General features: G+C 64.9%; 18 protein-coding genes, 3 tRNA genes and 3 rRNA genes. 5 read left to right on the plus strand and 19 right to left on the minus strand.

Going from position 1 to position 23849, the window contains the following annotated elements; all coding sequences use genetic code 11:
* Nucleotides 1–18: 18 nt before the first annotated feature.
* Nucleotides 19–990, plus strand: a complete 972-nt coding sequence (locus NGK70_RS23890) for an NAD-dependent epimerase/dehydratase family protein (protein WP_251970943.1) — start codon at nt 19–21, stop codon at nt 988–990.
* Here the strand turns inward: NGK70_RS23890 and NGK70_RS23895 are convergent, their stop codons facing one another.
* Together NGK70_RS23895 and NGK70_RS23900 are read right to left on the minus strand one after the other, a co-directional pair.
* Nucleotides 991–1593, minus strand: a complete 603-nt coding sequence (locus tag NGK70_RS23895) for a rhomboid family intramembrane serine protease (RefSeq protein WP_251970944.1) — start codon at nt 1591–1593, stop codon at nt 991–993. It abuts the gene before it with no gap.
* 128 nt (nt 1594–1721) lie between these two features.
* Nucleotides 1722–1809, minus strand: a tRNA-Leu gene (locus NGK70_RS23900).
* A 113-nt stretch (nt 1810–1922) separates the two neighbouring features.
* On the opposite strand from NGK70_RS23900, the gene cysM reads away from it, so the two are divergent.
* The 4 genes from cysM to NGK70_RS23920 all read left to right on the plus strand — a co-directional run bounded on the left by cysM (nt 1923) and on the right by NGK70_RS23920 (nt 5741).
* Nucleotides 1923–2828 carry a cysteine synthase CysM gene (gene cysM / locus NGK70_RS23905; RefSeq protein WP_251970945.1) on the plus strand — a complete coding sequence of 302 codons (906 nt, stop codon included), beginning with the start codon at nt 1923–1925 and terminating at the stop codon, nt 2826–2828.
* Nucleotides 2829–2849: 21 nt separating this feature from the next.
* Nucleotides 2850–3422 carry an NUDIX domain-containing protein gene (locus NGK70_RS23910; RefSeq protein ID WP_251970946.1) on the plus strand — a complete coding sequence of 191 codons (573 nt, stop codon included), beginning with the start codon at nt 2850–2852 and terminating at the stop codon, nt 3420–3422.
* Between the two features lie 319 nt (nt 3423–3741).
* Entirely contained in the window at nt 3742–4965 is a 1224-nt protein-coding gene (locus NGK70_RS23915; protein WP_251970947.1) for an ammonium transporter, read from the plus strand.
* Complete coding sequence (locus NGK70_RS23920; protein ID WP_251970948.1) at nt 4962–5741, plus strand: hypothetical protein; 780 nt, start codon at nt 4962–4964, stop codon at nt 5739–5741. The genes NGK70_RS23915 and NGK70_RS23920 overlap by 4 nt, the downstream gene beginning before the upstream one ends.
* A 26-nt stretch (nt 5742–5767) precedes the next feature.
* On the opposite strand, the gene NGK70_RS23925 is transcribed toward NGK70_RS23920, so the two are convergent.
* The 17 genes from NGK70_RS23925 to glcF all read right to left on the minus strand — a co-directional run bounded on the left by NGK70_RS23925 (nt 5768) and on the right by glcF (nt 23803).
* Nucleotides 5768–6898, minus strand: coding sequence for a FimV/HubP family polar landmark protein (locus NGK70_RS23925; RefSeq protein WP_251970949.1), 1131 nt, complete (start codon nt 6896–6898; stop codon nt 5768–5770).
* A 77-nt stretch (nt 6899–6975) separates the two neighbouring features.
* A complete protein-coding gene (locus tag NGK70_RS23930) occupies nt 6976–7728 on the minus strand; it encodes a phosphate/phosphite/phosphonate ABC transporter substrate-binding protein (protein WP_251970950.1) in 753 nt (250 codons plus the stop codon).
* Nucleotides 7725–8219 carry a PAS domain-containing protein gene (locus NGK70_RS23935; RefSeq protein ID WP_251970951.1) on the minus strand — a complete coding sequence of 165 codons (495 nt, stop codon included), beginning with the start codon at nt 8217–8219 and terminating at the stop codon, nt 7725–7727. Before NGK70_RS23935 ends, NGK70_RS23930 begins: the two co-directional genes overlap by 4 nt.
* 29 nt (nt 8220–8248) lie before the next feature.
* A complete protein-coding gene (locus NGK70_RS23940) occupies nt 8249–8611 on the minus strand; it encodes a roadblock/LC7 domain-containing protein (protein WP_251970952.1) in 363 nt (120 codons plus the stop codon).
* Between the two features lie 65 nt (nt 8612–8676).
* Nucleotides 8677–9315 carry a hypothetical protein gene (locus NGK70_RS23945; RefSeq protein WP_251970953.1) on the minus strand — a complete coding sequence of 213 codons (639 nt, stop codon included), beginning with the start codon at nt 9313–9315 and terminating at the stop codon, nt 8677–8679.
* Nucleotides 9316–9352: 37 nt separating this feature from the next.
* The gene (locus NGK70_RS23950; protein WP_251970954.1) at nt 9353–9889 is read right to left on the minus strand and encodes a GTP-binding protein; all 537 of its coding nucleotides are present in this window, start codon (nt 9887–9889) and stop codon (nt 9353–9355) included.
* A 48-nt stretch (nt 9890–9937) separates the two neighbouring features.
* Nucleotides 9938–11872, minus strand: coding sequence for a hypothetical protein (locus NGK70_RS23955; RefSeq protein ID WP_251970955.1), 1935 nt, complete (start codon nt 11870–11872; stop codon nt 9938–9940).
* 50 nt (nt 11873–11922) lie between these two features.
* Nucleotides 11923–12594 carry a hypothetical protein gene (locus tag NGK70_RS23960; protein WP_251970956.1) on the minus strand — a complete coding sequence of 224 codons (672 nt, stop codon included), beginning with the start codon at nt 12592–12594 and terminating at the stop codon, nt 11923–11925.
* 89 nt (nt 12595–12683) lie between these two features.
* A complete protein-coding gene (locus tag NGK70_RS23965; RefSeq protein ID WP_251970957.1) occupies nt 12684–13073 on the minus strand; it encodes a bactofilin family protein in 390 nt (129 codons plus the stop codon).
* Nucleotides 13074–13673: 600 nt separating this feature from the next.
* Nucleotides 13674–15329, minus strand: coding sequence for a magnesium transporter CorA family protein (locus NGK70_RS23970; RefSeq protein ID WP_251970958.1), 1656 nt, complete (start codon nt 15327–15329; stop codon nt 13674–13676).
* A gap of 33 nt (nt 15330–15362) precedes the next feature.
* Nucleotides 15363–16409, minus strand: a complete 1047-nt coding sequence (locus NGK70_RS23975; RefSeq protein ID WP_251970959.1) for a BMP family ABC transporter substrate-binding protein — start codon at nt 16407–16409, stop codon at nt 15363–15365.
* A 228-nt stretch (nt 16410–16637) separates the two neighbouring features.
* Nucleotides 16638–16750, minus strand: a 5S ribosomal RNA gene (gene rrf, locus NGK70_RS23980).
* 141 nt (nt 16751–16891) lie between these two features.
* Nucleotides 16892–19766 (minus strand): 23S ribosomal RNA (locus NGK70_RS23985).
* A 333-nt stretch (nt 19767–20099) separates the two neighbouring features.
* Nucleotides 20100–20175 (minus strand) — tRNA-Ala (locus NGK70_RS23990).
* 36 nt (nt 20176–20211) lie between these two features.
* A tRNA-Ile gene (locus tag NGK70_RS23995) sits at nt 20212–20288 on the minus strand.
* Between the two features lie 127 nt (nt 20289–20415).
* Nucleotides 20416–21942: ribosomal RNA gene (locus NGK70_RS24000) — 16S ribosomal RNA — on the minus strand.
* The 16S, 23S and 5S rRNA genes sit together here with 2 tRNA genes alongside, the layout of an rRNA operon.
* 586 nt (nt 21943–22528) lie before the next feature.
* Nucleotides 22529–23803, minus strand: coding sequence for a glycolate oxidase subunit GlcF (glcF, locus tag NGK70_RS24005; RefSeq protein WP_251970960.1), 1275 nt, complete (start codon nt 23801–23803; stop codon nt 22529–22531).
* Nucleotides 23804–23849 lie beyond the last annotated feature (46 nt).

Genomic DNA, 23849 nt, shown 5'->3' on the forward strand with positions numbered 1-23849 from the left:
TCCCGTCGAGGTTCCAAAATGAGAGGCGCACATTGTGCCCGGGCCCCGCGCGCCCCCTCCCGGTCACCCGCCCAGCACCCCACACTGCGGCCACTGGGCCCGCTGCGCCGCGAGCGCCTGCTGATCGTTGGCTGCGGTGATGTCGGACAGCGGCTGGTGAAGCTGCTGGCAGGCCGCTGGCGCGTACGTGCACTCACCAGCCAGCCCGGCTCTGCGGCGCCCCTGCGTGTGCTCGGCGTCACGCCACTGGTGGGTGACCTGGATCACCCCGCCACGCTGCACCGCCTCGCCGCCCTGTCCCCCCGGGTGCTCCACCTCGCGCCACCACCCGGCCACGGGAGCGGCGACCCCCGCACCGCCGCCCTGCTGCGCACGCTTGCACGCGCATCGGCCGTGCAGCGGCTGGTCTACGGCAGCACCACCGGCGTGTACGGCAACGCGCAGGGCGCCTGTTTCGACGAAACCCGCCCGGTCGCCCCCGCCACCGACCGGGCACGCCGGCGCGTCGACGCTGAGCGGCGTCTGCGCCGCTGGGCGCTTGCGCACGGCGCGACCGCCAGCATCCTGCGCATCCCGGGCATCTATGCGGCCGACCGGCCCGGTGGTCACCCGCGCGAACGCCTGCTGCGCGGCGCGCCGGCGCTGGTGCGCGAGGAAGACGTGCACACCAACCACATCCACGCCGACGACCTGGCGAAGGCCTGCCTGCTCGCCCTGCTGCGCGGCCAGGCGCAGCGCAGCTATCACGTCTGCGACGACACGGCGATGAAGATGGGCGACTACTTCGATCTGGTGGCCGACCTGTCAGGCCTGCCGCGTCCGCGCCGGATCACCTGGGAGCAGGCCCGGCAGGCGCTGTCGCCGATGCAGCTGAGCTTCATGGGCGAGTCGCGCCAGTTGATCAACCGGCGGATGAAGTCGGAACTGCACTTGACGCTGCGCTACCCGACGGTGCGCGAGGGGCTCGCCGGCAACCCGCCGGCGAGCTGATCAGCGCCGCCGCGCGCGCGGCGGGAACGGTGGCTGGCCGCGCCAGTAGCGGATCATCAGCCAGCCCCCCAGCATGCCGCCCAGGTGGGCGAAGTGGGCCACGCCGCTGCGGCCGGTCAGACCCGACACCAGTTCGATGGCGCCGAACACCGCAACGAAGACCTTGGCCTTCATCGGGATCGGCGGGAACAGCGGCATGATGGTGCGGTCCGGGAACATCATCCCAAAGGCCAGCAGCAGGCCGTAGAGCGCCCCCGAGGCCCCGAGCGTCGGACCTCCCGCAGGCACCACGAGCACGAAGATCTGCTGGATCACCGCCCCCGCCAGTGCACTGGCGATCAGGTAGTGGATGTAGCGCTTGCGGCCCCAGATCATCTCGATCTCAGAGCCAAACATCCACAGGCCCAGCATGTTGAAGAACAGGTGCAGCATGTCGCCATGCAGGAAGGCGTAGCTCAGCAGCTGCCAGGGCAGGAAGTGCCCGGAGGCCAGCGGCCAGAGCGCGAGCAGGCCCTCTATCCACGGCCCGAACAGCAGCTGGGCGCAGAACATCGCGACGCACGCCAGCATCAGGGCCTTGGTGATCGGGGGAAGCTGGGGCATGGAGGCGGACTCGACGACGACGAGGGCCGGCGGCAGCCGGCCAGGAAGACGCGGAGACTGCCCGGCGCCGACCGGTGTCGGGCGCGCCGCGGCAGCGCGAAGGCGGCGCTGGCGCCGCGGAGGATCCCTGGTGCCGGAGGCCGGACTCGAACCGGCACGCCGTATGAGGGCGGTGGATTTTGAATCCACTGCGTCTACCGATTTCGCCACTCCGGCAGGGATGACGCTGTCTGGCAGCAGACGGAGATTATGGCATGGGGAGCCCGCGCGTCACCGCACCGGCCTGCGTCGTGCGCGGCTTGCTGCGACAATCGCCCGCAGGAGGTGCCATGTCAGCGTACAAGACAGTGGAAGATGTGATCGGCGCAACGCCGCTGGTGCGCCTGCAGCGCCTGCCCGGTGCCGCGGCCGAGCAGCGCGGCAACGTGCTGCTGGCCAAGCTCGAAGGCAACAACCCGGCCGGCTCGGTCAAGGACCGCCCGGCCATCAGCATGATCCGGCGCGCCGAGGAACGTGGCGACATCCGGCCCGGCGACACGCTGATCGAGGCCACCTCGGGCAACACCGGCATCGCCCTGGCGATGGCCGCCGCGGTGCGCGGCTACCGCATGCTGCTGATCATGCCCGAGGACCTGTCCATCGAACGTGCCCAGACCATGAAGGCCTACGGCGCCGAGCTGATCCTCACCCCGCGTGCCGGCGGCATGGAGTACGCCCGCGACCTGGCCGAGCAGATGCAGCGCGAAGGCAAGGGCCGCGTGCTCGACCAGTTCGCCAACGCCGACAACCCGCGCATCCACTACGAGACCACCGGCCCGGAGGTCTGGAACGACACCGCCGGACGCATCACGCACTTCGTCAGCGCGATGGGCACCACCGGCACCATCACCGGCGTGTCGCGCTACCTGAAGGAACAGAGCCCGGCCGTGCGCATCATCGGCGCCCAACCGGCCGAGGGTTCGCGCATCCCCGGCATCCGCAAGTGGCCCGCGGCCTACCTGCCAAAGATCTACGACCCGGCGACGGTCGACGAACTGGTGCTGGTCAGCCAGGCCGATGCCGAGGACATGGCCCGGCGCCTCGCCCGCGAGGAGGGCCTGTTTGCCGGCATCTCCGCTGCTGGCGCCTGCTGGGTGGCGCTGCAGATCGCCCGCCAGGTGGAGAACGCGACCATCGTCTTCGTGGTCTGCGACCGCGGCGACCGCTACCTCTCCACCGGCGTGTTCCCGGCCTGAGCCGCTGGCCACAGCGCTGCCATGACGCCGGACGACCTTCATCCAGCCCCTCCGCGCCCGGCGGACTGGCCTGAGGGCTGGGACTGGTGCCCGCGTTGCGCCACTGCGCTGGCCTGGCTGCCCGCTGAGGAGGATGGCGGCCTCAAGCACCGGGTGCGCTGCCCGGCCTGCGGCTTCACGCACTGGAACAACCCGACGCCGGTGCTGGCCGCGGTGATCGAGTGCACCGACCGCGACGGCCACGTCCTGCTCGCGCGCAACGCGGCCTGGCCGAACCGCTTCTTCGGCCTGATCACCGGCTTCATGGAAGCGGGCGAGACGCCCGAGGAAGGCATTCGCCGCGAGGTGCTGGAGGAAACGGCGCTGCAGATCAGCCACCTGGCGCTCATTGGCGTGTACGACTTCCAGCGCATGAACCAGGTGATCATCGCCTACCACGCGCAGGCCCAGGGCGAGATCCGGCTCTCTCCCGAGTTGCTGGAGTACAAGCTGCTCGCCCCCACCGCCCTGCGCTGCTGGCCGCAGGGCACCGGGCAGGCGCTGGCCGACTGGCTGCGCAGCCGCGGCATCGAGCCGCAGTGGCTGGCGCCCTGAACAGAGGCGCAGGCAGCCAGACGCCGCCCCCCCTCGGTGCCATGTGCCACGTCAGTGCACGAGCGAGACGGCACCGGCATCGTTCATCCGTCAGCCGGCCACCAAGCGGCACCTGACGCATTGCGCCAGATCAGGCGAAACAGCGATCCTTTTCCTCTGCCACGCCCCGCGCAGTCGCTACCCCCATGAACGGGGGGCGCCGCCGCACCCGGGCTGGCCCCGACCCTGCAAGGCTGATCGACCCGGCCCCACTTGGGCCGGGATGCACCCAGGCGGTGCATCAACAAGGTGCACCGGCACCGCTTGCATGGAAGCGCTCATGACGGAATGGATCAACCTGGCCTGGGTCGGCATCTGCTGTGCCCTGGTGTTCTTCATGCAGGCCGGCTTTGCGCTGGTCGAGGGTGGCCTGTCGCGGGCCAAGAACTCGATCAACGTGATCATGAAGGTCTACCTGGGCACCTGCCTCATCGGCGCGCTGTTCTGGGTGGTCGGCTACGGCCTCGCCTTTGGCCGCGAATCGGCCGGCGGCTGGCTCGGCCTGAGCGACTTCGCGCCCAGCGGCCAGACGTCAGCGCAGGCGATGAACCTGCTCTACCAGGCGATGTTCGCCACCACGGCGGTGTCGATCGTCTCCGGCGCCGTGGCCGAGCGCATGCGCTACGGCGCCTACCTCGCCTTCGCCTGCCTGATGGCGCTGCTCATCTACCCGGTGTACGCCCATTGGGCCTGGAACCCGCAGGGCTGGCTCAAGCAGCTGGGCTTCGTCGACTTCGCTGGCGACGGCGCGGTGCACACGATCGGTGCCGCAGCCGCCGCTGCCGGCGTGCTCGTGCTCGGGCCGCGCCTGGGCCGTTTCGGGCGGGATGGCAGCGTGCGGGACATCCCGGGGCACAACCTGCCGATGGTCGCACTGGGCGGCTTCGTGCTGTGGATGGGCTGGTTCGGCTTCAACGGCGGCAGCGTCAGCGGCATCGACAGTGCCAACCTGGGCGTCACCTTGCTGAACACCCACCTCGGCGCCTGCGCGGGCGGTCTGGGCGCACTGGCCTTCATGCGCCTGAGCGGCCGGCCCGTGCTGCTCTCGGCCTCGATCAACGGCAGCCTCTGCGGCCTGGTGTCGATCACCGGCGGGGCGGGCACGATGGCGCCGGGCGCAGCGCTGCTGAGCGGCTTTGTCGGCGGCGTGCTCTGCGCCTGGGGCGCAGAGTGGATCCGCCGCCGGCGCCTGGACGACGCGGTGGACGCCATCGCGGTGCACGGGCTCGGCGGCATCTGGGGCCTGCTGGCTGCGGGCCTGTTCTACAGCGGTGACTTGTTCAACCCGCAGCGCATCGCCGTGCAGGCGCTTGGCGCCGTGGTCGCGGTGGCGTTCGCTTTCCCCGCGTCGTACCTGACGTTCCGGCTGATCGGGCGGCTTACTGGCCTGCGCGCGCCGACGCTCAACGAGCAGCGCGGCCTGGACTACACCGAGCACCATGAGATCGGCTACCCGGAATTCCAGGAAGCACGCGGCCGCCTGAACCTGGAGGATCCGGCATGAATGGCATGAACATCGGCCAGGCATCGCTGCGGCGCCGTGCCGCCTGCGCCGCGCTGACCCCGGTGCTGGGCGAGGACGCGCTGATCGCGGCCCTGCAGTGGCAGCAGCAGACCCTGAGCAGCGATGGGATCACGGCCATCATCGGCTTCATCGATGGGATCGCCGAGCGCAACGGGCTCGACGCCGCGACGCGCAAGCGGCTCTACCGCGTCTACCACGAAGCCCTGCATCGGCCCGAGGCCGAGCTGCCGCTGGACCCATGGCCGGCCATGCAGGCAGCAGCCCCGGCGCCGGTGCTCCCCGTCACAGCCGCAGCGTCCCCAGCGCTGGCCGGCAGCCCCGGCGTACCCAGCCCGCCCGAGGCCCCGAGCCCGCCTCCCCCACCCACGGTCGCCGACGCCCCCTTCGAAGACCCGGCGATTCCGGCTGAGCAGCGGGTGTTCGCGGTCCTGATGCGGGCACTGCTGGAGGGCATGCGGCAATCGCACGCTGGCCTGCTGGATGAGCTGCGCCAGTCCTCGCTGGGCCAGCTACCCCGGCTGCATTCCAGCCCGCAGGTGCGCGAGCAGGTGCGCGCGGCGTGGAACGAGGGCGAGTCCGCCCACTGGCTGATCGCGGCCGGGGAAGGCACACTGGCGGAGCTGGTCAATCAGGTCTACGTGGCGCTGTGCGAAACGCTGGGACCGATCGATGCGGACCGCCTGCTCACCGAGGCGGTGCGGGAGGCCCAGCGCAGCAGCGCGGCGCGCAGCTTCTCACCACGCCGGTTGGTGTAGGGCCATCCGGTAGACCCTGCCGCCGCTCAGGCCGGCGCGAGCCGGTCCAGCAGGTCACCGGCCAGCAACTGCTGGGCCGCACTGCCTTCGCGCCGCACGATCTGAAGCATCAGCCGGGCCGCCTCGGTGCGCCCCACCTCCAGGCAGGTGCGCGCGATCTCCAGCTTGAGGGCCGTTTCCCGGTAGGGATCGTCGGCCGGCTGCAGCGGCATGACGGAACTCGCGCTGTCGCGCACCAGTTCGGCCGCCGACTGCAGGGTCTCCACGGTGCGCGCCGTCTCGACACCGGCCTGCGACACGTCGATGACCTTCGGCCGCGAGGGGCGGCGCACGCCGTTCTCGTCGAAGAAGCTCGACATCACCGAATCGTTGAAACGCTCGCGTGAGCGCCGGCGCTGCCACATCAGCACTGCGCCCCCTGCCAGGACGACCGCCAGCGCGTAAGGCAGCCAGCGCACCACGGGCGATGGCGAGCCGGATTCGGCCTGGGGCACGACGGGCGCCGGTTGCACCAACGGCTCAGCCACCTGGCTTGCGGCGGTGGCGGCGGTGGCGGCGGAGGGGGCGGGCAGCGCCGGCACGGGACTGGGTGCCGATGCTGGCGTCAGCGGTGCTGGCGGCGGCGCCATCACCGACGCCGGCGTGGCGGGCGCAGGAACAGCAGCCGCGCCCGCCGGTGAAGAGGCCGGTACAGACGCGGCCGCCGCGGCCGCACGGGCAGGCGGCGTAACCGCCGCCATGCCGCTGGCGGATGCAACGGCCAGGCGCGGCAGCACCGGCACCGGCGCTCCCTTGTCCAGGGCCAGCAGGTGCGCCTGCACGAGTTGCTCGGCGCGCGCCGGATCTTCTGCAGCAATTTCCTGCGCCGAGGGCACAGTCAGGGGCATGCCACGCCGCAGGCGGTGCATGTTGCCCTGCACGAACGCCTGCGGATTGAGCCGCAACAACGCGACCATCACCTGCTGGCGCGTCGCCCCGCGCACCGGCGCCACCCGCGCCGCCAGGTTCCAGAGGTTGTCATGGTCCACCGTGACCGGCAGTGCAGCCGCACTGGCCGCGGTCGACGCTGCGCTCGCCTGGGCCCAGGCCGCAGGCGTGAGCGCCAGGAGGGCCGATGCGGCCAACGCAGAGGTGGAAAACAGGCGGGTAGTCGACATGGCGGGAAGGCCCGGGGAGGCGCGCGATACAAGGGGGCACGGGGCGCAAAGCAGCGTCGGTGCGACCGACGCCGGCTTCACCGCATGAGGGTGTCCATCAGGTCGATCATGAACTCGGTGTCCTCCTGCTCCTGACGCTCCCAGGCACGCAGGCCCAGCGCTTCGAGCACGCGCGGACCGCCATCGGTCGCGTTCGTGTGCATGCCCATGAGCCGCTCGGTCAACGCCGGGAGGTACTCGCGCATGCGCGGGCCAGCCATCAGCACGTGGCGCACGACGCTGATCTGGCTCGTCACCAGCGGGCGCAACTGCCGGCGGGTCGGGCCGCTGAGGTCGTCGAAGGCCTCCTTGAGGAAGAAGCCGCAATCCGCCCGGCCGAGCAACAGGTGCTTGGCGACCAGCACGTAGCTGCTGACCTGCTGCTGCACGACGTTGTCGCGCTTCAGGTCGGCCGGCTCCAGCATGATCATGCCAATCAGGTTCACGTCCGGATCGCGGGTGACAGCCACCCGCACGCCGGGCTGGAAATCCTCGACCACCTGGATGGGCGAATCGGCCTGCACGGCGATCACCGCCTCATCGGGCCGATCGGCCGGCGCAGCCACCGCGATGAAGCCCTTCTCGCGCACCAGCATGGCCGCATCGTAGGGATTGGCGTAGATGAGGTCGACCTGATCGGCGGCGATGGCACGGCGCTGGCTGTCGAAGTCGTCGTACAGCTCCAGGTGGATGCGCACACCCAGCTGCCGCTGCAGCCAGGTATTGAACACGTACCAGCCGGCGATGTGGTCCGGAGAGAAGTCCGGGCTCACGGTCAGTTGCAGCGTCATGCCGACAGCTCCTCGGCACGCATGCGTGCATACAGGTCGACGCACTCGCGCACCCGCGTGGCCGATGGTTTGCGGCGCACCGAGGTATAGCCCACCACGCGGCCCTCGCGTACGTTCGGGATCGCGGTGGCAAACACCCAGTAGTAGGTGCCATCCTTGCGCAGGTTCTTCACATAGCCCTGCCAGGCCACGCCACGCGCGAGCGTGTCCCACAGGTCCTTGAAGGCCGCCGCCGGCATGTCAGGGTGCCGCAGGATGTGGTGCGGCTGGCCGATCAGCTCCTCGCGCGTGTAGCCCGACATGTCCACGAAGGCCTGGTTGGCATGCGTGATGACACCTGCGGGGTCCGTGCGCGAGACGATCAGCTTGCCTTCCGGGTAGGGCACCTCGCGGTCAAGCACGAGCACGCTGCGCGTGCTGCCGTCATGGTGGTGAAGGGTGTGCTCACGCGGCTCGGACTGCGCCGGCACGGCCACGTCCTTGTCGGTCATGGTGTCGATGTCCCGTTCACTGGCCAGAATCAGATCACCTTGCTGATGGCGTCAGCCGCGCGCTTGACGTCCAGGAAGATCAGGCCGAGGCGGGCATTGGGCTTGCACAGCGCAGTCAGCACGGCGTCGGGGCCGGCATGCGTCATCAGCACGTAGCCCTTGTGGCCCTTGACCAGCACCTGCTCCAGCTCACCACGGGCCAGTTCGCGCGAAGTGCGATCGCCCAGAGACAGCATGGCAGCGCTCATCGCGCCGACGCGGTCCTCGTCCATGCCGGCGGGCAGCATCGAGGCCATCATCAGACCGTCGGTGGACAGCACCGCGGAGGCCTCGATGTCGGCCGTGGAGCCGTTGAGTTCGCTCAGGATGGAAGTCAGCAGATCTGCGCGCATGGGAAGAGTCCTTGGTTCAGGTGATCAGGAAAAAAACAGAGAACAACCGCATCCGGTGCGAGGCATCAGCCGCGACTGCCGTAGCGCACGCCCAGGGTCCAGAGCAGGGTCGTGAAGGCTTCCTGGTTGAAGCGCGGCAGGCCGCCCACCACCAGGATGAAATACTCGTCGCCGAAGTACAGCGGCCAGAAGCCGATCTCGCTGTAGCCGCTGGCGTTGACCATGCCCCACCCGTCGCTGCGCAGGCGCATGTTGCCGTGCAGCAACTTGGAGTGCCGTTCATGGACCGTGGCCAGATCGGCCCCCAGCGCCGCGAGCTCTTCAGAAGTTTCGTGTGCGAACCCGGCGGTGCCGAGGTAGAGGCCGCGCTTTTCCGCCAGGATTGCACGCCCCTCGTCGGAGAGTTGCGCCAGCAGCGGCGGCAGCAGCGCCTCGATGCGGTCGGGCGGCACGGCCACCCGCACTGGCAGGCCCTGCACGAAGCCGGAGGACTGCAGCCGGAAGATGAATTCCAGCGCATCCTGCTCACTCAGGTTGGTCCAGTCGCGCACCAGCTCGCTGGTCAGGCGCGGCGTCTCGGGTTCGCGCATGAGCCGCTGCAGGAAGGCGCGGGCCGGCTCAGGGGTTGACCGGCTCGCGGCATAGTAGGCCCCCGCCGGCGTGGGGTGCAGGTAGAACTCACCGGTGAGCGTGTATTGGTCCATGGGGCGGTCGCAGCCTGGACGGCAGCGCTGGGCAGGTTCAAAGGGTCGGGTCGATCGACAGCAGGAGGGCCTGGATCAGCATGGACACGTCGTCGCGGCGGCGGGCGTCCACCTCGAATACGGGCGCAGCCAGCTCCATCTCCTTCATCTGACGCACGTACTCGTCGATGGTCGGCGAGGTCCGGCTGTCCATCTGTGTCACGCCAATCACCAGGCGGGTGTTCTCGATGAAGTCGCGAAAGGCCGTGACGTAGAAGCGCAGGTCCTCAAAGGGCGCTGGGCGGGTGTTGTCCAGCAGGAGCACCAGGCCGATGCCCCCCTTCGTGAGGATCTCCCACATGAAGTCGAAGCGCTCCTGGCCGGGCGTGCCGTACAGGTGCACCTTTTCCTTGGGGCCGAGGCGGATCATCCCGTAGTCCATCGCCACCGTGGTGTTGGACTTGCGACGCGTGGTCATGTCCGACGCCTGCTCGTCCGTGCGGATGGGCTCGATGTCGCTGATGGCGGCGATCGCGGTGGTCTTGCCGGCGCCGACCGGCCCGGTGAAGATGATCTTGTGGTCTGTATGAGCCATGGAGTGTGTCCCGGGGGCGTCTGTCGATACGCCTTCGTATAGAGCGTGTCAGCGGTGCAACCAGCCAAGCAGGCGCGTGAGCAGGCCGCGATTGCGCCCTGCCTTGCGCTGCGCACGGCGGATGTGACTGCCGTCCTCCGTGATAAGGTCCAGGGCCAGCGCGCCGTTGTAGAACGCAATGACGTGCCGCTGGGGGATGCCGAGCAGCGCGGCGGTCTCGATCAGCGAGGCGCCTTTTGCCGACCACAACGCGGCGATGCGCACCGCATGGGGAATGGCGCTGATGCGGGTGAGGTTGGGCCAGTGCCGGAGGTAGACCGGCCGGTTGGGGTCGGAGTCGATCGGCAGCCGCCCGCCTGCGGTGAGCAGCCCGGCACGCCACAGCAGATCATCGAGCCGGCGCACGCCCTGCTCGTGGGGCGCGTGCTCCTGCACCTCGGCCTGCTCCTGGCGATTGAGCGTGCGGGTCTTCGGCCGTTTGCCCAGAGGCGTCGCGAAGATCGATTCGAGTCGCCCGGCATCGAAGTCGCACAGCAGCAGATTGCGCGTGGGATCGACGACGATGCGACCGGCCGAGCAGTCCAACTGGGTCGGCACCTGCCACTTGATGCCAACGAGGTAGGCCTCGCGCATGGCGCTCACCAGGTGGACATCGGGGTCATAGCGCAGCTCGGGATCCTCGCTGAGCTGATCGGCAGCAACGTCGTCCCTCAGGCCACAGAGCAGCGCCTCGTTGGCCGCAGCGGCCGCCACGGCGCCACCGAGCAGACGCTGACGCACCGCGTTGGACAAGTCGGCATCCGGGGCGGGCACCGCTGTCTCGGCGGTGAGTGCAGGGATCTCGGCAGGCTGCGCATCGGCGGCGGGCAAACGGGGCGGTTCTTCGGGCGCCTCGGCGGGCAAGACCTGTGCCAGACCCGGCGCGACTGGTTGCACGGGCTCCGCTGACCGAGCTTGCGCCACGGCAGCGTCCCCGGACACTGCGGACAAGGGGGGCTGCACAACGGCAGCCGGAGGCGCCACGGCCGCCTTGTCAGGCACGGGAGCGGTCACCGAGGCCACGGACGGCGTCGACGCCGCCGGCACGGCCGGGATGGCAGGGGGGGCCTTCGACGCGGCGGAGGGCGCCGGTGCGCCTGCGTGTGGAACATCGGCCCGGCCCCTGCGCGGTTCGGGGGCGGGCTGGCCACCAAAGAGGCGGCGCAACATGCCGCCGAAGCCACCCGAACGGGCCGGTCGTTCGGGTGTCACCGAGGCCGAGGGCATGGGCGACGGGGCCGCTGACGGGGGGGCTGGCGGGGGCGACGCACGTAACGCCGGGCGCGCCGATACAGGAGGCAGGACCGTCGGCGTGTCCACGACAGCGCGGGGGGCCGTCGTGGCCTCGCCCCCGACCGGGGTCGCCTGTACCTCGGGCGCAGTCATGGCCACCGCGGACTGCGGGACCGCTTCAGCTGGCGGCACGTCTGGTGATGGCTCGGCCGCAGGCGGTGGACTGGCGGGCATCTGCGCCAGGGCGTGGTCCAGTTCCTCACGCGCCGTCGCCGCCGGATCGGACACCGCGGTGGGATCCACGAGGAACGCAGCGACCGGTGCCGCCGCGGTCATCTGGATCGGCTCGGGCACCGCTTCGATGATCGCAGGCGCCGGCTTCGCCCAGCGCTCGGCGTGGATGTCCGCGGCCGCAGCCAGCAACGCGGCGGGCGTCACCGGCTTGCGCACCCACACGGCCCCGTCGACCTCCTGCGGTTGGACCGACAGCGCGATGCCGGGGCGGCCGGTACGGCCATGGAATTCGAGCCAGTGCTGGCGGGATTCGAGGGTATCCAGGTCAAAAATGGCCGCATCGGCCAGATCCTGGGCGACAGGCGCGAAGCTGGTCCGGCCAGTGCTGGTGAAGAAGAACTCCAGCACGGCCTGGGTGCGGGCAGGCAGCGACAGCAGGACCACTTTCAGCCGCGTTTGTTGCTTGGGGGCGTCCACTTGCAGAGTGCTCAAGGTCGGTTCGGCGGGAGGGGAGTTGGGGGCAGCGCTCAGGCCCAGGCGGGCGGCAGCGAGCCGTGTCGCTCCATCAACCGCGTACGCATGGCCTGCTGGGCCGCTGCGTCACGGCTGTGGTGGTAGATCGCGAGCAACTCCTGCGTGGCAGTCTCGTCGCAGGGGTCATCGAGCAGGATTTCTTCGAGCAGCGCGCGGGCTCCAGGCAGGTCACCGTGATCCAGCAATGAGATGGCTTCATCGACTCGCGACGTGGAGGCCACGGCCAGGCGTTCATGGCGCACCGCCTGGGCCGAGCCGATCACCGCACAGTCCAGGATGGCTCCCGTGCCCGCGGGCAGGAGTGCATTGCGTGCCAGGCCGGAGTCCAGGTGCGCCGCCAGGAAGCGGGCCTCATCGGACTCGATGCAGGGCTCGGCGACTTCCAGCATCATGCGCCGCAGGCCCACGCCCTGCGGCCCCAGCGCGAGGTAAAGGTCGAGCAGGGCACCAAAGGCCTTGTCCTGGTGCGGCGGCTGGCAGGCCAGCAGGATCCTGCGCACCTGCGCTTCGATGTCCAGCGGATCTCGAGCGACCAGGGCGCTGAAGTGGCGCCAGACCGCGATCGGGTCCGCGACGTATCCCCCTTCGAGGCGGCCACCGCGCGCGTAGGTGAAAACCGGGTCGACCGTCCAATCGGCCAGGGCAGTGACGAAGCTGTCGGACATGGGAAATCAGAGCCTGCAGGTCAGGCAGGACAACACGCCGGCCTGGAAGCGACGAAGAAAGGGGAAGCTCATCACTGGGATCCGGTGGATCACTGCGTGCTGCCCACGGGCCGGTGCTTGATGAGGTGCCCCTCGATGAGAGCGCCAGCCTGCATCTCCAGCGAACCGTAGTGCACGTCACCCCAGATGCGGGCGTTCGGTCGCACGTCGACCAGCCCCGTGGCATAGACCGTACCTCGGATCTCACCGTAGACGATCACGTGCGACACACGCACATCACCTTCGATGCAACCCTGGTCTCCGATCGTGAGCGTGCCCGCGTCGATGCGCGCCACGGCCACGTCACCGGTGATGCGACCGTCGATGCGCAGGCCGCCAGTGAACACGAGGTCACCCTGGATGCTGGCGTCGGCACCGATGAGGCAGTCGATGCGCTCCTGCAATGGGTCGCCACGCTTCTTGCTACGTCCGAAAAGCATGCTGCGTCGTTCCTGCGAGGGCGTCTGATGGTGCAACGGGCGGGTCCAGTTCATACCGGTTTTTCCTTGGCGTTCGACGCTTTGACGTTGGGCGGGCTTGCGAGGAGGTTCATGGCACCGGGCTTGGTTTCATGTTAGCCACACCCCCCACGAAGGTCGGTGGTTTGTGGTTACTGCCCCCACGAACGCGGGAAGGACTGCCACCAAAAAATCCCGCTTCTCAGCAGATCACCAAATGAGGCCGCCAACAACGCAGGCCGACTGGCTGCACGGGCCGGCTCAGGCGCATCAAGCGAGCCAGCTTGCGCGCATCTGCACTCAACATCAGGACAGCAAGCCCCGGCGCCCGCGACCGCCGGGTGGATCGGCCCATGAGCCCCGCCGAGCACACCGGATCAGCGCGTCGGCACAGGCCCCCTGAACAGACAAGCCGTTCGCGCATTCCGTCACACCCCTGTGGGCTCACGCCGTGAGCCCACAGGGGTTGCAGGCCCCTCATCCGGGTCACCCACTCTGCAAATACACGCAGCCCGTTGGAGACACTTCCGGGACTGCCGTCCGCCTTCCAGTTGCACGCCGAATCCCCGGCGCTTCCCCGCATCAATCGCGCCCACCCTCGGAGGCGGATTGCCGCCACAGGCGCCACTTGTCGCGCAGGGTCAGTCGCTCGTCGGAGAGCAGATCAAGGAAGTCGGACAGGCGTTTGGACTTCACCACGCACAGCCCGGTCAAGGCCAGCGAGGCCACCACGGTGGCAGCGAAGATGCCCACGCGCCGCCCCCAACCGGCATCGGCTTCGGCCAGCAGGTTCATGCCCAGGAAGCCCGTGGACAGCGTACCGATCAGGCCCGCAATGGTCACAACGGTGAGCCGCACGACGGTGTTGGCCTGGCGGCGCAGGCTGTCCGTGTCCAGATAGGCATTCATCTCGCCGATGCGCTCGCGCACCTCGCGGTAGAGGGTATCCAGGCCAAGGTGATCCGCACTCAGGCGGTACAGCGCCCGCGCCTGGGCTTGCTCGGCCAGATCATGGAACCAATAGCGGTGCGTGAAGCGCAGGAAGTTCTCAAAGTTGCCGCGCACCGCCCGCTTGAAGCGCTTCACCGACGCCGCGTCGGCGATGTTCAGGCCATCCAGTGCCACCACCAACCGGTCAGAAAACATCAGCATCGCTGCCTTCTGCACGTGGGCGATCAGGAAGATGAGGAAATGCTGATGGCGGAACTGCGCCAGCACGCCTCGCTCGCGGTCCGTGAAGAAGGGCGCGTCGGCACGCCCGACCACCACCAATGCGTGACCGCAATGCAGGTAGCGAGTATCGGGCGCAGCACCCGCGGCACACCAGAACCGGTCATAGCAGTGCCGGCGCTCAAAGTCCGCCAGATGGTCGTCGCCGTAGGGCAGGCCGGAGCCAGGCTGCACGCTGTCGCCCTGCAACGGTGCCTGAGATTGCCCGGACACCAAGCCCAGGCGGATGAAGTCGGCCCGGCTCAGCGCCCGCGGATCATCCAATGCCAGATAGGCCATCACCGGCATGCGGTGGTATTCGATCTGCCGGTAACGCAACTCCCCGATGCCGTGGCCGTCATCCGGCAACAGCGGACGCAGCAGCCAATGCCAATGCGCCGCCAGTCGAGGCGCACGGTGCTGGGCGACGAAGGCCAGGAAGGCGTCCCGGTCTGACGTGTCCGAAACGGCAAGGGCGGCACCAGAGGCGTCAAGCCACTCGACGCTGGCCGCACAGTGCAGACCACGTCCACTGGAGTCCCACCCCGGTGGATAACCCCGGCCGAAGCGATAGAGCACCTCCTGCACCGCCCGCAACGGCAGATCGGTGGCGTGCAGCTCCAGGTTCAGCACAACGACATCGACGTCGTGAAAGAAATAGAGATCGATGTGCTCGATCTGCAGCGTCAGCGGCTCCCCACCGACCTCAAGGCACAGGCGCACCGCATCCACGTCACGGCGACGCAGCACCCGCATGGAGGACGCCCCACCCGTTCGTCCCGCACCGGAGCGGGAGTGGCCCTCGCCGTAGAGGAAGCGCTGCACCTGCGGCAGGAAGGTGACGAATTCGTGATAGTGCCGCTCGTGGAAACCGTCCGGGTCACCGGTGTACTCATCGACGACCTCGGACCAAGGGCAGCCCGGCAGATCCAGCAGGTGCCGCCACGGCTGCAGCGACGCCTCCAAGCCCCGGCGGGGCATGAGTTGCAGCGGCCAGATCAGATGCTGTCGGAACCAGCGCACTTGCATCGGCGTCCTCCTCCGTTCTGACCGCAGGCGGGGTCAGCGTCCCGGCAGCTTACCCACGACACCGTCGACCAGGAAGTCCATCAGCGCGATGTCCTCATCGCGCATCGTGCCCCGTGCCTGCCGAACCTTGCCCTCGTTGTCGGTCAACTTGCCGGCGAAGGGGTGAAAACGCCCGGCGGCCATGGCCCGCTCAACCTCTGTGACTTGGAAGCGCAGCGCCGAAGGCACCTGGGGCGAAAAAGGCGCGAGGCGAACCACCCGCTGGCGGACACCGCCCCAGAACGGGCGAGGCGTCCAAGTGCCGGCGATGACCGCCTTCGCCACTTCGGTGTAGTAGGTTCCCCAGTCGTGCACGACGCTGGTCAGCTGGGCGCTCGGCGCAACATGCCGCAGATCGCTCTGGTACCCCAGCAACTTCACGCCCTTCTCCTCGGCCAACAACGGGATGGCCGTCGAGCCGCAGTGGTAGGTCAGCGTATCCACACCCAGGTTCAGCAGCGACAGCGCGGCTTCACGCTCCTTGGGTGGATCGAACCACGTATTGAGCCACACCACTTTCACCTGGGCCTTCGGGTTCGCTGCTCGCATGCCCAGCGTGAAGGCATTGATACCCTGCACCACCTCCGGAATGGGGAAGCCCGCCACATAGCCGGCCACGCCGGTTTTGCTCATCCTGCCGGCGACCAGTCCGGCAAGGTAACGCCCCTCATAGAAGCGCGCGTTGTAGGTATTGAAATTCGGCGCCACCTTATAGCCACCGGTGTGCTCGAAGACCACACCGGGATGGTCCTGTGCCACCTTGATGGCTGCTTCCTGATAACCAAAACTGGTTGCAAAAACCAGGTGATTGCCTCGCGCGGCAAGGTCCCTGAATACACGTTCGGCATCCGGGCCTTCATTGACGCTCTCCACCACGGTGGAATGAACCTGGGTTCCCAGGCTGCGTTCCATGGCAAGGCGCCCCAGATCGTGCTGGTAGCTCCAGCCTGCATTGCCGACGGGACTCACATAGACGAATGCAACTCGCAGCGGCAGTCTCAGCGCAGCCTTCGGAGTCAATTCCTTGACATCGGAGGCCACGGCAGACGGGCGAGTCCCGATCGGAGCGGTCCAACCGTATCCACAGGCAGACAGAAGGAGCGCCGCTGCGAGCACGCGCCGGAGGTTTTTATACATGGTGGTCCTCTACATGGCCCCGCTGAAGTGCGTCTTATCGTCCGTGGGGCGAGCGGGCGGCGCACAGAATTGATTCTCCAAAAGGCCGAGCCCCCTGCAGCGTTGTAGCTGAGGGGGCTGGGGGGTGTAGCAGCCTGACGATGACCTACTTTCACACGCGAATGCGCACTATCATCGGCGCTGAGGTGTTTCACTGTCCTGTTCGGGATGGGAAGGAGTGGGACCACCTCGCTATGGTCGTCAGGCATAACTTGTTGTTGAAGTCGATGGGACTTCAACCAATTTGTAGAGTTTGAATCAGCTATTGATTGCGTTGCCAGTGTACGGTGACTTTGGGGTCAGTGAACACTGCTTTGTCCAGATCGATGATCGGATGACAAAGTTATAGGGTCAAGCCGCACGAGCAATTAGTACTGGTTAGCTTAACGCATTACTGCGCTTCCACACCCAGCCTATCAACGTCCTGGTCTTGGACGACTCTTCAGGGGGCTCAAGGCCCCGGCAGATCTTATCTTGGAACGAGTTTCCCGCTTAGATGCTTTCAGCGGTTATCTCTTCCGCACATAGCTACCCGGCGATGCCACTGGCGTGACAACCGGTACACCAGAGGTGCGTCCACTCCGGTCCTCTCGTACTAGGAGCAGGCTTCCTCAAATCTGCAGCGCCCACGGAAGATAGGGACCAAACTGTCTCACGACGTTTTAAACCCAGCTCACGTACCTCTTTAAATGGCGAACAGCCATACCCTTGGGACCGGCTACAGCCCCAGGATGAGATGAGCCGACATCGAGGTGCCAAACACCGCCGTCGATATGAACTCTTGGGCGGTATCAGCCTGTTATCCCCAGAGTACCTTTTATCCGTTGAGCGATGGCCCTTCCATACAGAACCACCGGATCACTTTGTCCTACTTTCGTACCTGCTCGACTTGTCAGTCTCGCAGTCAAGCACGCTTATGCCAATGCACTATCAACACGATTTCCGACCGTATTTAGCGTACCTTCGAACTCCTCCGTTACACTTTGGGAGGAGACCGCCCCAGTCAAACTGCCCACCATACACTGTCCCCAACCCGGATCACGGGCCAAGGTTAGAACCTCAAACACACCAGGGTGGTATTTCAACGTTGGCTCCATGAGAACTAGCATCCTCACTTCAAAGCCTCCCACCTATCCTACACAGATCTGTTCAAAGTCCAATGTAAAGCTACAGTAAAGGTTCATGGGGTCTTTCCGTCTTTCCGCGGGGAGATTGCATCATCACAAACATTTCAACTTCGCTGAGTCTCTGGAGGAGACAGTGTGGCCATCGTTACGCCATTCGTGCAGGTCGGAACTTACCCGACAAGGAATTTCGCTACCTTAGGACCGTTATAGTTACGGCCGCCGTTTACTGGGACTTCAGTCAAGAGCTTGCACCCCATCATTTAATCTTCCAGCACCGGGCAGGCGTCACACCCTATACGTCGACTTTCGTCTTTGCAGAGTGCTGTGTTTTTATTAAACAGTCGCAGCCACCGATTCTCTGCGGCCTCATTGGGCTCCGTTTGTACAACTTCACCTACTAAAGGCACACCTTCTTCCGAAGTTACGGTGTCAATTTGCCGAGTTCCTTCTCCAGAGTTCTCTCAAGCGCCTGAGAATACTCATCTCGCGCACCAGTGTCGGTTTGCGGTACGGTCGTGTGTAGCTGAAGCTTAGTGGCTTTTCCTGGAAGCAGGGTATCACTCACTTCGTCTGCAAGCAGACTCGTTATCACCCCTCATCTTAGATCCCCGGATTTGCCTAAGGACCACGACTACAGGCTTGAACCAACATATCCAACAGTTGGCTGAGCTAACCTTCTCCGTCCCCACATCGCACTACACATCGGTACAGGAATATTGACCTGTTTCCCATCAGCTACGCATCTCTGCCTCGCCTTAGGGGCCGACTCACCCTACGCCGATGAACGTTGCGTAGGAAACCTTGCGCTTACGGCGAGGGGGCTTTTCACCCCCTTTAACGCTACTCATGTCAGCATTCGCACTTCTGATACCTCCAGCATCCTTTACAAGACACCTTCGCAGGCTTACAGAACGCTCTCCTACCATCGCATTTCTGCGATCCGCAGCTTCGGTAACTGGCTTGAGCCCCGTTACATCTTCCGCGCAGGACGACTCGATCAGTGAGCTATTACGCTTTCTTTAAATGATGGCTGCTTCTAAGCCAACATCCTGACTGTTTTAGCCTTCCCACTTCGTTTCCCACTTAGCCAATTTTAGGGACCTTAGCTGGCGGTCTGGGTTGTTTCCCTCTTGTGTCCGGACGTTAGCACCCGGTGCACTGTCTCCCAAGCTGTACTCATCGGTATTCGGAGTTTGCAATGGTTTGGTAAGTCGCCATGACCCCCTAGCCATAACAGTGCTCTACCCCCGATGGTAATACTTGAGGCACTACCTAAATAGTTTTCGGAGAGAACCAGCTATCTCCAGGTTTGTTTAGCCTTTCACCCCTATCCACAGCTCATCCGCTAGTTTTGCAACACTAGTCGGTTCGGACCTCCAGTGCGTGTTACCGCACCTTCATCCTGGCCATGGATAGATCACCTGGTTTCGGGTCTACACCCAGCGACTGAACGCCCTATTCGGACTCGATTTCTCTTCGGCTTCCCTATTCGGTTAACCTCGCCACTGAATGTAAGTCGCTGACCCATTATACAAAAGGTACGCCGTCACCCCTTTCGAGGCTCCGACTTTTTGTATGCATGCGGTTTCAGGATCTATTTCACTCCCCTCCCGGGGTTCTTTTCGCCTTTCCCTCACGGTACTTGTTCACTATCGGTCGATTACGAGTATTTAGCCTTGGAGGATGGTCCCCCCATCTTCAGACAGGATTTCACGTGTCCCGCCCTACTTGTCGCTAGCTCAGTACCACACGGATCTTTTCACATACGGGGCTATCACCCACTGTGGCCGGCCTTTCCAGACCGTTCTGTTAAGTCCCGCGCTATCACTAGCAGGCTCTTCCAATTTCGCTCGCCACTACTCTCGGAATCTCGGTTGATGTCTTTTCCTCCAGCTACTGAGATGTTTCAGTTCGCCGGGTTCGCCTTGCATGCCTATGTATTCAGCATGCAATACCCTTGCGGGTGGGTTTCCCCATTCGGATATCTCCGGATCAAAGCTAATTTGCCAGCTCCCCGAAGCTTTTCGCAGGCTATCACGTCCTTCATCGCCTGTAATCGCCAAGGCATCCACCACATGCACTTAGTCACTTGACCCTATAACTTTGACATCGACTCCATCGATGTCGTCAAGGACTCACCAGCACCCAGCGACTAAGCCGGTGCCAGTGTTTGAGTATTCACGTTTGCCGTACTTTCAACTCGCCAGATCGCTCTCGCAATCCAGCCATTGAAGTCTGGTGACGCAATCAATTGTCATTGGCGGCACGGTGCCTTCCAGGCCTTTACCCCTGGTCGGCTTTCCGCCAACAACGCTGATTCGACTCTACAAATTGTTAAAGAACAACAGCCAACTCTCGATGGCTAACCAAAATCACCACACGCTCAAGCGCCTCGTGCCTTTGGTTAGCATCGACTTGTTCAGAAGTTTGGTGGAGGATGACGGGATCGAACCGACGACCCCCTGCTTGCAAAGCAGGTGCTCTCCCAGCTGAGCTAATCCCCCTCGATTCCCCTCAGGTCATCGACCTTCAGGTATCCGTGGTGGGTCTGGTTGGATTCGAACCAACGACCCCCGCCTTATCAAGACGGTGCTCTAACCGACTGAGCTACAGACCCCAATCTCTTCTGTCACTGTCGTTTTTACAGCCGATAAGTGTGGGCGCGTTGAAGGCCAAGGCCTTGGACTTTGCTCTCGAATCATTGTTGATTGCTCAACCACGATTCCGGCTCGGTCATTTTCCAGAAAGGAGGTGATCCAGCCGCACCTTCCGATACGGCTACCTTGTTACGACTTCACCCCAGTCACGAACCCTGCCGTGGTAATCGCCCCCCTTGCGGTTAGGCTAACTACTTCTGGCAGAACCCGCTCCCATGGTGTGACGGGCGGTGTGTACAAGACCCGGGAACGTATTCACCGCGGCAAGCTGATCCGCGATTACTAGCGATTCCGACTTCACGCAGTCGAGTTGCAGACTGCGATCCGGACTACGACCGGTTTTCTGGGATTGGCTCCCCCTCGCGGGTTGGCAGCCCTCTGTACCGGCCATTGTATGACGTGTGTAGCCCTACCCATAAGGGCCATGAGGACCTGACGTCATCCCCACCTTCCTCCGGTTTGTCACCGGCAGTCTCATCAGAGTGCCCTTACGTAGCAACTGATGACAAGGGTTGCGCTCGTTGCGGGACTTAACCCAACATCTCACGACACGAGCTGACGACGGCCATGCAGCACCTGTGTGCAAGTTCTCTTTCGAGCACTCCCAGATCTCTCCAGGATTCTTGCCATGTCAAGGGTAGGTAAGGTTTTTCGCGTTGCATCGAATTAAACCACATCATCCACCGCTTGTGCGGGTCCCCGTCAATTCCTTTGAGTTTCAACCTTGCGGCCGTACTCCCCAGGCGGTCAACTTCACGCGTTAGCTTCGTTACTGAGTAGAAACCCACCCAACAACCAGTTGACATCGTTTAGGGCGTGGACTACCAGGGTATCTAATCCTGTTTGCTCCCCACGCTTTCGTGCATGAGCGTCAGTACAGGTCCAGGGGACTGCCTTCGCCATCGGTGTTCCTCCGCATATCTACGCATTTCACTGCTACACGCGGAATTCCATCCCCCTCTACCGTACTCCAGCTGTGCAGTCACAAATGCAGTTCCCAGGTTGAGCCCGGGGATTTCACATCTGTCTTACACAACCGCCTGCGCACGCTTTACGCCCAGTAATTCCGATTAACGCTTGCACCCTACGTATTACCGCGGCTGCTGGCACGTAGTTAGCCGGTGCTTATTCTTCAGGTACCGTCATCCTCCCGAGGTATTAACCCAGAAGATTTCTTCCCTGACAAAAGCGGTTTACAACCCGAAGGCCTTCTTCCCGCACGCGGTATGGCTGGATCAGGCTTGCGCCCATTGTCCAAAATTCCCCACTGCTGCCTCCCGTAGGAGTCTGGGCCGTGTCTCAGTCCCAGTGTGGCTGGTCGTCCTCTCAGACCAGCTACAGATCGCAGGCTTGGTGGGCCTTTACCCCACCAACTACCTAATCTGCCATCGGCCGCTCCAATCGCGCGAGGCCTTTCGGTCCCCCGCTTTCACCCTCAGGTCGTATGCGGTATTAGCGTAGCTTTCGCTACGTTATCCCCCACGACTGGGCACGTTCCGATGTATTACTCACCCGTTCGCCACTCTCAGGGGATTGCTCCCCCTACCGTTCGACTTGCATGTGTAAGGCATACCGCCAGCGTTCAATCTGAGCCAGGATCAAACTCTTCAGTTCGATCTTGATTTACTCAACGGAATCGAAGACTCACAACGGACCAAAGTCCGTAGCTACACTTCATTTCCGTGAGCGTTTGAATACCGAGTTACCTCGGTTCGGCACAAGGCCTTCAAACGCCCACGCTTATCGGCTGTAGATTTTTAAAGAACACGCCCCGAAGAGCAATCCGGCATCAACCGGAACCACCAATCACCGAACAATTCAACAAGCGTCTTTCGACTTGCTTGCTGTTGTTTGCGTCAGCAATCAGCAGCGAAGACAGAAATTATGCTTTAAAAACAAAACCCTGTCAACCGTCTGGTTATTGCGTTCGCGTCGCCGTTCGCTTCGCGCCCCACAACCGCCTCAGCAACCAACCCCTCTCAGGATTCACCGCCTCGACAAGCAATCTGCAAACCTCGCAAACCGCCTCCAGCCGCCCCGCCAATCACCAACAAGTCAGTGAGCAGCGAAGCTCTCTACTATAACAACAACCCTCCTTGCTTTGCAAGTGGGTTCGAGAAAAAGTCAAAAGACGTCGGCACCACTCTGCACAGGCAGGCAAAGAGGGCAGAAGCGCCGCCCCTCGGGCGCCCGATGTTGTTCAGCGGTCGACCAGTTCGTCCAGCACCTCGATCCAGTGCCTCACGGGCGTAGCTGTTCCCGTCTGCAGGTGCTGGATGCAGCCAATGTTGCCCGACACGATCGCCTGCGGCTCGACGTCAGCAAGCGCCTGCAGCTTGCGCTCACGCAGTTGCGTGGACAGCTCGGGCTGCAGAACTGAGTAGGTGCCGGCCGAGCCGCAGCACAGGTGGCTGTCGCGGGAGGCGAGGGACACCTCGAACCCCAGTTCGATCAGCGCCGCTTCGACGCCACCCCGCAATTTCTGGCCATGCTGCAGCGTGCAGGGCGGGTGGTAGGCCAGGCGCCGCGGCACGGCGCCCGCGGGCGACTGCCCGCCGAGACGGGACTTCAGCGGGCCGACGATCAGCGGCAGCAACTCCGACACGTCCTTTGCAACGGCAGAAATGCGTCGTGCCTTCTCTGCATAGGCCGGGTCGTCCGCCAGCGCGTGGCCATACTCCTTGACCATCAGCCCGCACCCGGAGGCATTGATGACGATGGCCTCGACGGTGGTACCGCCACCCAGGCCCTCGACCAGCGGCCACCAGGCGTCGATGTTGCGACGCATTTCAGCGCGGGCCTTGTCGTGGTCGCCCAGGTGGGCTCGCACCGCACCGCAGCAACGCACCTCGTCGGCCACCAGGGTCTGGATGCCGCAGGCGTCCAGAACCCGAGCGGTGGCGCTGTTGATGTTGGGGGCCAGGGAGGGCTGCACGCAGCCCAGCAGCATCAGCACCTTGCGCTCGTGTTGGCGCGTCGGCCAGCGATGGGCGGACGCTCGCCCGGCCCCACTGGCCTTGGGCGGCACCTTGTTCTTCAGCACGGCGGGCAACAGGGGGCGCACCGCCTGGCCGAGCTTGAGCGCGGTGCCGAATCCGGCCGACGTCATCCCCTCGCGCAGCAGCCAGCGCACGCGCTGTTCCGCCGCCGGGCGCTCGACCTTGGCATCGACCACCTTGCGGCCAATCTCGATGAGCTGGCCGTACTGCACCCCGGAGGGGCAGGTGGTCTCGCAGTTGCGGCAGGTCAGGCAGCGATCGAGGTGCTCCTGCGTCTTGCGGGTGGGCGCCGCCCCTTCGAGGACCTGCTTGATCAGGTAGATGCGCCCGCGCGGCCCGTCGAGTTCGTCGCCCAGCAGCTGGTAGGTGGGGCAGGTGGCGGTGCAGAAGCCGCAGTGCACACAGCGGCGCAGGATCGCCTCGGCAGCATCACCGTCGACGGTGCCGCGGAATTCAGGGGCCAGTTGGGTTTGCATGGCAGCGGCAGGAAATCGTCAGGCTGGGTCAAGTCGTCGCGCCGGA

Origin of the sequence: Sphaerotilus microaerophilus (assembly GCF_023734135.1) — a bacterium.
GTDB classification, from domain to species: Bacteria; Pseudomonadota; Gammaproteobacteria; order Burkholderiales; family Burkholderiaceae_C; genus Sphaerotilus; species Sphaerotilus microaerophilus.